This window comes from Sphaerochaeta sp., assembly GCA_022482495.1.
Taxonomy (GTDB): domain Bacteria; phylum Spirochaetota; class Spirochaetia; order Sphaerochaetales; family Sphaerochaetaceae; genus RUG023.
In genome coordinates, this window is the sequence record JAKVPA010000012.1 from 25,551 (window position 1) to 34,412 (window position 8,862).

At 56.5% G+C, this 8,862-nt stretch carries 8 protein-coding genes; all 8 read left to right on the forward strand.

Annotated elements, in window-relative coordinates:
• The first annotated feature begins 91 nt into the window (after positions 1-91).
• Positions 92-1,471, forward strand: coding sequence for a hypothetical protein (locus LKE28_10790; GenBank protein MCH3908687.1), 1,380 nt, complete (start codon positions 92-94; stop codon positions 1,469-1,471).
• Between the two features lie 25 nt (positions 1,472-1,496).
• The gene (locus LKE28_10795) at positions 1,497-2,378 is read left to right on the forward strand and encodes a sugar ABC transporter permease (GenBank protein MCH3908688.1); all 882 of its coding nucleotides are present in this window, start codon (positions 1,497-1,499) and stop codon (positions 2,376-2,378) included.
• A gap of 2 nt (positions 2,379-2,380) precedes the next feature.
• Positions 2,381-3,205 carry a carbohydrate ABC transporter permease gene (locus tag LKE28_10800; protein MCH3908689.1) on the forward strand — a complete coding sequence of 275 codons (825 nt, stop codon included), beginning with the start codon at positions 2,381-2,383 and terminating at the stop codon, positions 3,203-3,205.
• A gap of 22 nt (positions 3,206-3,227) precedes the next feature.
• Positions 3,228-4,292, forward strand: a complete 1,065-nt coding sequence (locus tag LKE28_10805) for a glycoside hydrolase family 130 protein (GenBank protein MCH3908690.1) — start codon at positions 3,228-3,230, stop codon at positions 4,290-4,292.
• Entirely contained in the window at positions 4,289-5,194 is a 906-nt protein-coding gene (locus tag LKE28_10810) for a DUF1861 family protein (protein ID MCH3908691.1), read from the forward strand. Before LKE28_10805 ends, LKE28_10810 begins: the two co-directional genes overlap by 4 nt.
• 104 nt (positions 5,195-5,298) lie before the next feature.
• Positions 5,299-6,597: a ribose-phosphate diphosphokinase gene (gene prs / locus LKE28_10815; GenBank protein MCH3908692.1), complete on the forward strand. Its 1,299-nt coding sequence runs from the start codon at positions 5,299-5,301 to the stop codon at positions 6,595-6,597.
• A gap of 100 nt (positions 6,598-6,697) precedes the next feature.
• Positions 6,698-7,861, forward strand: a complete 1,164-nt coding sequence (locus LKE28_10820) for a pyridoxal phosphate-dependent aminotransferase (protein MCH3908693.1) — start codon at positions 6,698-6,700, stop codon at positions 7,859-7,861.
• A gap of 194 nt (positions 7,862-8,055) precedes the next feature.
• A complete protein-coding gene (locus LKE28_10825) occupies positions 8,056-8,817 on the forward strand; it encodes a DMT family transporter (protein ID MCH3908694.1) in 762 nt (253 codons plus the stop codon).
• Positions 8,818-8,862: the final 45 nt, after the last annotated feature.

Genomic DNA, 8,862 nt, shown 5'->3' on the forward strand with positions numbered 1-8,862 from the left:
ATAAATAATATTGACATATAAGTAAAGTGCATTACAATCTAAATGTAACGTATATCCAACTGTCTGGAAACAGTTGGCCAAGGAGGTATATATGAGGAAAGGTATGATTGCGCTGTGCGCCCTGTTGGCTGCGTCGGCGCTGGTGTTTGCATCAGGAGCAAACGAGCAATCCAAGCCGTCGACGATAGATGTGACGTTCTGGACGGCTCCCAACCAAGGACAGTTCAACTTCTGGGACGCGAAGATCCAGGAGTTCAATGCCGCGGGTGTGCAGCTGGATGGCAAGACCATCAAGGTGACGGCGCAGATGATGCCGGAGACCCCTTCATCCGAAGCAGGAATCCAGAACGCGCTGGCGACCAACACCGCTCCGGTGGTTTCCGAGAACATCAACCGCGGGTTTGCCGCGACGCTTGCCCAATCCGGACGTGTCTACGACCTGCAGGATGAGCAGTTCTTCAAGGACATCATCGCCGCACGCCATATGGAAAACATCATTTCCGGTTGGCAGATTGATGGCAAGCAGTATGTGATCCCCATTTTCGCCAATCCGATGGGATATCATTGGAACTCCAAGGCGCTTCGCGCGTTGGGCTTCTCCGACCGGGTACCCCAGACGCTGGATGACATCAAGTTGTTGGTGAAGAACTTCCGTGCGCTGAAGGATACCAAGATGAAGGAGATCGGGGTGACGCATACGTTCCAGCGCTCCCAGTTGCTCCGCCCGGATCTGTGGTGGGAACGCTGGTTTGACTTCGAGATGCAGTACGACGCGTTCTCCCAAGGCAAACCGATGGTGGTATCTGGCAAACTGGTGATGGATCCCTCCATCACAAAGGACGTCTTGGAATTCATCGGACTGTTCGGGGATACGATGCAGACGGCTGAGGACAATACGGCGTTTGAGAAGGAAGTGGTTCCCGCCGTCTTCCAGATTTCCGCTCCGTGGGATGTGCCCAAGTATGAGGCGGCCGGTAAGGTGTATGGGATTGATGGGGATTATGTGTTCGGACCCGCGATCGTCAAACAGCAGGGAGATGTCCCCTACACGTTCGCTGATTCCAAAGGGTTGGTGTTCTACAAAGGCGGCAACGTGACGGAAGAGCAGCATCGCGCCGCGGTCACGTTCATCTCTTGGGTGTGGGGCAAGGAGAACAACGCCCAGACGGACCTTGACTGGTACAAGACGACCGGAATGCTCCCGGTACGCGGAGACACGATGGACAATCCCGTCCTTGCCCAGTACATCGGCCAGAAGCAGGTGTTGCAGGATGAGGCGGAGATGGTGAAGAACTCCATTCCGGCGATGGCGGATGCCCATATTTCCGAAATCCTCACCGCAATGGGAGAAGGCGGCCTTTCCCAATACGTTTCCGATTCCACCAAGAACACGTCGCTTGTTCCCCTGGATGCCACAACGTACGTACAGGGTATGATGGAAGCGATGAAAACGGCGGGATCGCTGCAATGATCGATTGGTCCCGGGAGGTTCCCGCATGAAAACAGACAGACAGTCCAGCAGGACGGGATGGCTCTTTTCCGTTCCGTTTCTTCTCAATCTCTTCGTGCTGTTTGCCATACCGCTCGTCTGGGCGGTATGGTTGGCGGGAACTGACTGGAACCTGATGTCCCTTTCCTGGAATTGGGTGGGGCTTGCCAATCTCAAGACGGCGCTGCGTGACGCGAATGTGCACAAGGTGTTTGTCAACGGATTGAAGTACCTGGTGGCCATCGTGCCGTTGGTTTGTGTCATCGGCATGCTGGTCGCCGAGGTGCTGCATCATCTCCCATCCCAGGTAAAAGGGATCTTCTCCGTGATTTTCTTCATCCCGTATCTGACCAGTGGCGTCGCCACCAGTGTGTTTGTCCGCTATTTCCTGAGTTACAGTTCTTCGTTGAACGTCTGGCTCCGTACGCGGTTCGGACTGACGGTCCAATGGTTCACTAATCCTCATACCGCCTTCTGGGTGATCGTTTTCATCATCGTCTGGAAGGTGTCCGGCTATTACGCGTTGTTCCTGTTCTCCTCGTTGGAGTCGATCCCGCCTGAGATTGGAGAGGCTGCGGAGATTGATGGAGCCACAGGATTGAAACGGTTTTTCAAGGTGACACTTCCCATGATTGCTTCATCGATGCAGAGCGTCATCATGCTGGCGACCGGTCTGGTGTACAGCATCTTCAGCGAACCATATTTGCTCACCGGGGGAGGACCGCAGAAGGCGACGCTCTCCTGGCAGTTGCTCCTGTATAACACGTCATTCGTCGGTTTCCGCTCCGGCTATGGTGCGATGATCGCCATTCTTCTGGGACTGTGTATTTTTGTGACGCTTCGGATTGTGGTTGGCGTGACCAACCGGTTCGTTGATGTGGAGAGGTAAAGATGGCACGAAAGAAAACAAAAACGAAATGGGTGGCGTTGGTCATTGCGCTTCTCTTGGCGTTTGTGGCGCTATTTCCCTACTACTACATGGTGATGCAGTCGCTGACTCCTTGGAAGCAGGTCGACGCATCCGTATTGCCTTCCGGGTTCACCATGGACAGTTATCGCTATCTGATGACCAACGGTGGCAGTGGGAACCGGATGATGTGGTTGCGGGCCATGGCCAACTCCTTGCTTGTCAGCATCGTCTCCACCTGTTTTTCCGTGGCGACCGGTCTTTTGACCGCCTACGCCATGACGAAGATCCGTTTTGCCGCTGCCCATGCGTTGTATGAGATCCTGTTGTTCCAGATGTTCTTCCCGACCATCATCCTGTTGGTTCCGCAGTACATGTTGCTGAAACCATTGGTCAATACATATGCCGGAATGATCATCCCGTACATCGTTTCCCTGTGGGCCGTCCTGATGTACTACAATTACTTCCGTACGCTTGCTTCCGACATGTTCGAGTCGGCCAGGATTGATGGAGCGAGCGAACTGCGCATCGCCTTTTCCATTGCGTTTCCTGTCTGTCGTTCCTTGTCCGTGATCGTCTTCCTTTCCGTATTCCTAGGGCGTTGGTCGGAACTGATGTGGGATATGCTGATGGCCCCGGATGTGAAGATGCAGACGCTGAACGTGTTGATGACCACCCAGTTCAAGCCCATGGGCAACCTGCCCGGGCCGATGTATGCCGCTTCGGTGATTCTGACCACTCCTGTGGTTGTCTTGTTCCTGATCTTCTCCCGCAATTTCAAGGAGGGGATCGCCATGCAGTTTAAATAAAAGAGGTCTGTCCATGTGTGTGATGCGAATGAAGGAAAATCCCTTGCTTGTCTGTGCCGACGTGAAGCCGTCCCGCCCCGATTTTACCGTGGTCGGGGTGTTCAACTGCGGTGGGGTACGTACGGAAGAAGGGGTGACGTTGGTCTGCAGAGTCGCCGAGATGTGCTCTGACCGTGGGGATGGTGTCATCCGGATCCCCCATGTCGAAACGGGTGGTACAATTGGCGCAATGGAGTTCAACCGGAGCGACCCGCGCTATGATTTTACCGATCCACGGGCAATCGTGGAACGGGATGGAAGACGGGTGGCGGCCCTTTCCAGCATGTCCAGTTTGCGCAGGGCGTTTGCGCCGGATGGTGTCCATTTCGTCTGCGATGATACGCCGTTGTTCCCGTTGGATCCCCGAAGCGAGGAATGGGGTGCCGAGGATCCCAGGATCACACGGCTTGAGGATGGGCAGTACGCCATGACCTATTCGTCGGTGAGCCGTAACGGAGTGGGGGTGTCGCTTGCATTGAGTGACGATTTGGTCACCTGGAACCGCCAAGGGATGATCCTCCCGCCGGCAAACAAGGATACGGTGATTTTCCCCAAGAAGATTGATGGAACGTGGTGGATGCTTCACCGCCCGATCCTGGATGGTTTGGGCGCTTCGGACATCTGGATCGCCTCATCTTCCGACCTGGTCCACTGGGGTGGCCACCAACATCTTGCCGGATGCCGTACCGGACAGCCGTGGGAGATGCGGAAGATCGGGGCGGGGGCGCACCCGATGGAGGTGGATGCCGGTTGGCTGGTGCTGTACCACGGGGTGGATGAGAAGGAGCACTACCGGGTTGGGGCGTTGCTGTTGGATAAACAGGATCCGAGGAGCGTGTTGGCCCGTACTCCACAACCCATCTTCCAGCCGGAAGAACCCTATGAGCGCAATGGATTCTTCTCCAACACCGTTTTTCCCTGCGCGGCATGGATTGAAGGTGACGAGGTGGTGACGTACTACGGCGGAGCAGACAGCTGTGTCTGTGGTGCCCGCCTGTCGCTTTCCGATATCATGGATTCGTTGGTGTATGGGAGGCGCGCGCTGTGACGTACCGCGTCGCTTCGTTGCTTTCCGCCCACCGTGCATCCTCGGAGATCTCCTCCATCCAGAGGATGCACGTGCAGGGGCTGGATGGTGCGGATGCGTACAATCCCGCCCGTCCGTTGCTAATCGGGGGAAAATGTCTGTTGCCGGTCCGCGTGGAGCCTCGTTCGAGCGAAGATTCCCACGTTCGGTTTCTTGCCAGGCAAACGGATGGCAGTTGGAAGGTGGCGGATGATCTTCCTGCCTTCCGGTTGCAGGACCCGTTCTGGTGCCGGATCGGAGAAAAACTGGTGTTCGGTGGCGTCCATGTGGACTTCTCTCCGTCCGGAACGGTACTGGGATGGCGGACAGACTTTTTGATTGGTCGGACGATCACCACGTTGAAGCTCTGGTTCTCCGGTCCGAAAGGAATGAAGGATATCCGGCTTTGCCCGTTGCCTGAGGGACGTGTGGCGGTGTTCTCCCGTCCGCAAGGCGCGGTGGGGGGCCGGGGGCAGATCGGGTTCACCGTCGCTCCCTCGTTGGATGCGGTTCCTGAGACGATTTCCCAGGCTCCGCTTCTTGGGCTGTTTGATCCGGATGAGTGGGGTGGCGTCAACCAGGCGGTGTTGCTGAAAGATGGGACGATCGGGGTGCTGGGGCATATCGCGTGCTTCTCTCCGGATGGAGCCCGGCACTACTATCCCATGGCTTTTACGTTGGCCCCCCGCAGTGCTTCCTTGGTCGTCGAACCTCGGATCCTCATCGAGCGGAGAGAGTTGCTTCCTGGACCTGCCAAGCGTCCGGATCTTGCGGATGTGTTGTTCCCCGGAGGGATGGAGAACGCAGGTTCCCGGATCCGGCTGTACCTTGGGGTAAGTGATGTGGATATCCAGACGGCACTGGTGCCGGATCCTTTCGCCTGACCTCTTCTTCACTCCTCTAGACATTCTTTGGGAGGTGGGGTATGCTTGGTGATAGCGCCTTTGTTCTTATAGTGAACGTAAACCTCTACGGAGAAATAAGATAAATGAGTATCATTAAGCCCCATAAACTTGGTGTCATCGCCGGCCCCGGCAGTGAGTATTTCACCGGAAAGGTGGTAAAGCACCTGCGCCGCTTGTATCTGGAGCGGTATGAGAAGCTTTCCGCCGCGCTGGCGCGCCGCCATGGCATGACGGAGGAGGAGATCCTCAAGACGGTCACCCTGATGGATGACCTGAACAGCAAGAGCATCCCCAAATCCAAGTGCCCGACGACATTCCAGGTTCCCGATTTTACCGTCAAGGTGAAGTACACCAAGTTCGCCAATGGGGAGGAGAAGGCGGAGATTCTGGATCCGGTCAGAGGACTGAGGGTCTACATCATCTACGATATGGCCAACGAGGAACCGATCCAGGTGGCGGGGTGTGACCAACCGGTCAAGCTCTCCGTCAACGATCATCTGATGTTCCTGTTCACTACGGTCAATGCCGTGCAGTTGGCCGGCGCTGATTCCATCACGTTGGTGCTTCCCACCTATCCGTACGCCCGCCAGCACAAGAAGGCGTCACGCGAGGCGTTGACGGCCAGCATGTTCGGCCATATGTGCGAGATGCTCGGTGTGGAGCGGATCATCACGCTGGACATCCACAGCAGGGAGATCGAGAACAGTTTCACCCATCTGAAGCTGGAGAACCTCCACGGTTCGTACCAGACGTTGATCGCCCTGCACAAGATCATCGATTTCAACGACCCCGACCTGGTGGTCGTCTCTCCGGATACCGGAGCCGTTTCCCGCAACAAGTTCTACGCCCAGGCGTTGCATCGCCCATTGGCCATGCTGTACAAGGAGCGGGATTATTCCGTCGTCTCCACCAGCGCAAAGACGAGCAACATCAAGAGCATCAACCTGCTAGGGGATGTGCGTGGCAAGACGGTGCTGATGGCCGACGACATGATCGCCACCGGTGGCACGATGCTGCTGGCCATGCGCGAGCTGAAGAACCTTGGGGCGAAGAAGATCATCTGTATGATCAGCCTGCCGTTCTTCAACGCCGGCGCGGTGGATACGTTCGACCAGGCGTACAAGGAAGGGGTGTTCTACCGGATCATCGGGACCAACGCCGTCTACCATGGACACGACCTCCTGGACAAGGAGTGGTACGTGCAGGCGGACATCACCGAATTGTTCGCCCGGATCATCAGCCGTCTGCACCATGGCCGGTCGATCAGTCCGTTGCTGGACAACCGTAAATTCATTCAGATTCTCATTGATAACAGCCAACAGGGAACCGCCCCGGCCGCTGATGAGGCAGCGAGCGCTACGAACCCGGATCACGCTGAGTGATCGGCATGATCCGGGTCATTCCACTTCATGGACCACGTCGTTGACGTACGGCCCATGATGCTTTTTCCTATGCGGATTTCAGGAGTGTAGCGTTATGCAAATGTCTCGTCGTATTACTGGTTTCCAATGTTCCCCCATCAGAAGGTTGTCCCCATATGCCAGGCTGGCCGAGCTGGAGGGAAAGCACGTCTATCATTTGAATATCGGACAGCCCGATATCAAGACCCCGCCCCAGGTGCTGGACGCCATCCACGGCTACAGCGAACAGACCATCGCCTATGGCGCCAGTGAAGGGTTGGAGGCGTTGCGGGAGGGACTTCCCAAGTATTACGCCAAATACGGCCTTTCCGTGGAGCCGGATGATATTTTGATCACCACCGGTGGTTCGGAAGCCATCCAGTTCGCCTTCATGACGCTGTGTGATCCGTACGACGAGGTGATCATCCCCGAGCCGTACTACACCAACGTCGATTCGTTCGCCAAGGTCGCCATGGTCAACCTGGTGCCGGTGACCAGCAAGTTTGAGGACGGGTTCGCCCTGCCTCCGATCAGCGAGTTCGCCAAGAAGATCACCCGCAAGACAGGGGCGATTCTGCTTTGCTCCCCCAACAACCCCACCGGGCACGTGTATACCAGGAATGAGTTGCTGGCGTTGCTCAAGCTGGTCAAGGAGCACGACATCTTCCTGATCGTCGATGAGGTGTACCGGGAGTTCTGTTACGATGGCAAACAGTTCACCTCGATCCTCAGCTTCCCGGAGTATGCCGACCGGGTGATCTGCATCGACAGTTTCTCCAAGCGCTACAGCATGTGCGGTTCCCGGATCGGAGCATTGGTTTCCAAGAACCGTGAGGTGCTGGAGTCTGCGTTGAAGCTTTCCCAGGCGCGGCTTTGCCCGCCGGATATCGAGCAGGTCGCAGCCTTGGCCGCGTTGGATACGGATGATTCCTACATCGCCGAGGTACGTGCCGAATATCAGCTTCGCCGGGATATTCTGGTAGAGGGGTTGAACAAGATCGAGAACGTCAAGTGCCAGTGTCCCAAAGGCGCGTTCTACCTGGTCGCCGAACTTCCGGTGGACGACGCGGAGAAGTTCTCCATCTTCATGCTGAAGGATTTCTCGTTGGATGGGGAGACGGTGATGCTTGCTCCGTGCGAGGATTTCTACGTGACCAAGGGGATCGGTCGCAGGCAGGTGCGCCTTGCCTATGTGATCAACCCGGAGGCGCTCGTCATTCCCTCAGATGTCTGGATGCTGGGTTGAAAGCATACCGCAAGAACGTGATGAAGGTTGACGCATGATCGAAGGTCCCCGGGACATGAAGGCGGCAGGGCACCTTTCCGCCCTGTTCACCGTCTTCGTGTGGGGGGTGACGTTCGTTTCTTCGAAGGTGCTTCTTGATATCCTCACTCCGGAACAGCTGTTGTTCGGCCGGATGTTCGTCGGATACCTGGCCCTTGTGGGTCGTCCAGCCGCATCGGATGCGGCTGAAGGATTCCAAGGACATCTGGCTGTTCATCGGAGCGGGATCGCTCGGGGTGTTCCTGTACTATTTTCTGGAAAACACCGCGTTGACGTTCAGCTACGCAAGCAACGTCGGGGTGATCGTCAGCATCGCGCCGGTATTCACCGTGCTCTGTTGTTCCGTGGCGTTCCACCAACCGTTGAAGAAGCAGTACTTCATCGGATTCGTCGTGGCAATCGCCGGCATCGCGTTGATCTCATTCAACGAATCCACCAATCTGAAGCTCAACCCCCTGGGGGATATCCTTGCCCTTGGCGCCGCCGCGACGTGGGGCGGCTATTCCGTCTTCGCCCGGAAGATCACGGAGAAGGGATACGCCGTCATCCCTGCCACCCGCCTGATGTTCCTTCCCGGCCTGGTGTTGATTCTTCTGGCCAATTTGATCCATCCCGCGCCCCTGCAGACGGCCCAGCTGTTCAGCTGGCCGTACCTGAAGCACCTGCTGTTTCTGGGTGTGGTGGCCTCCGGCATGTGCTTCGTCACCTGGAACTATTCCCTTCTGGCGTTGGGGGCGATTACGGGATCGTTCTATATTTACCTCTGTCCGGTGATCACCATGGTATGCTCGGCCATCTGGCTTGGTGAGGTGATCACCCCGCTGGCCATCTGGGGTACCGTCCTGACGTTGTTGGGGCTGGCGGTCAGCGAGGTGAGGTTGCCATTCCGTAAGCGGACAGTACACACCGCATCTTGATCACCTTCATTAAAAATTGCGCCATGCCTATTTCGGTGGTAAACT

What these genes read in the sequence shown, in the direction of transcription:
- prs (MCH3908692.1), top strand. Translation starts at nt 5,299, where the DNA reads ATGAGTATCATTAAGCCCCATAAACTTGGTGTCATCGCCGGCCCCGGC.
- LKE28_10800 (MCH3908689.1), top strand. Translation starts at nt 2,381, where the DNA reads ATGGCACGAAAGAAAACAAAAACGAAATGGGTGGCGTTGGTCATTGCG.
- LKE28_10820 (MCH3908693.1), top strand. Translation starts at nt 6,698, where the DNA reads ATGTCTCGTCGTATTACTGGTTTCCAATGTTCCCCCATCAGAAGGTTG.
- LKE28_10790 (MCH3908687.1), top strand. Translation starts at nt 92, where the DNA reads ATGAGGAAAGGTATGATTGCGCTGTGCGCCCTGTTGGCTGCGTCGGCG.
- LKE28_10805 (MCH3908690.1), top strand. Translation starts at nt 3,228, where the DNA reads ATGCGAATGAAGGAAAATCCCTTGCTTGTCTGTGCCGACGTGAAGCCG.
- LKE28_10795 (MCH3908688.1), top strand. Translation starts at nt 1,497, where the DNA reads ATGAAAACAGACAGACAGTCCAGCAGGACGGGATGGCTCTTTTCCGTT.